This window comes from Pseudomonas sp. Kh14 (genome assembly GCF_900291005.1).
GTDB classification, from domain to species: Bacteria; Pseudomonadota; Gammaproteobacteria; order Pseudomonadales; family Pseudomonadaceae; genus Aquipseudomonas; species Aquipseudomonas alloputida.
The window spans coordinates 1-261 of sequence record NZ_OLKJ01000158.1; the positions used below are offsets into that span (position 1 = coordinate 1).

Consider the following 261-nt stretch of genomic DNA (forward strand, 5'->3'; position numbering starts at 1 on the left):
GGCATACCTTGTGCAACTGGATCAGGTGAATCTGATTTTGTTACAGAGATATTTGGAACAAGCCAGGGAGAATAATTTACATTAGCACTAACTGCATCACCTGTTCCTGATCCCACACCAGAAGGTCCACTTTCATCACCCCACCAGTTGTAAGTGGCATCAAGCTGAACACTGGATAAGTTGACTACTTCGCCGTAGATGTTCATCCAGTTAGCCTTCAGTGTGCCAGTTGCACCAGAGCGGACAATAATGGCGCTGTGG

At 46.7% G+C, this 261-nt stretch carries 1 protein-coding gene; it reads right to left on the reverse strand.

The features are described 5' to 3' along the window. Positions 1-206 (reverse strand): hypothetical protein (locus FQ668_RS27680; protein ID WP_144180803.1); only part of this gene is annotated, 206 nt, incomplete at its 3' end. Positions 207-261 lie beyond the last annotated feature (55 nt).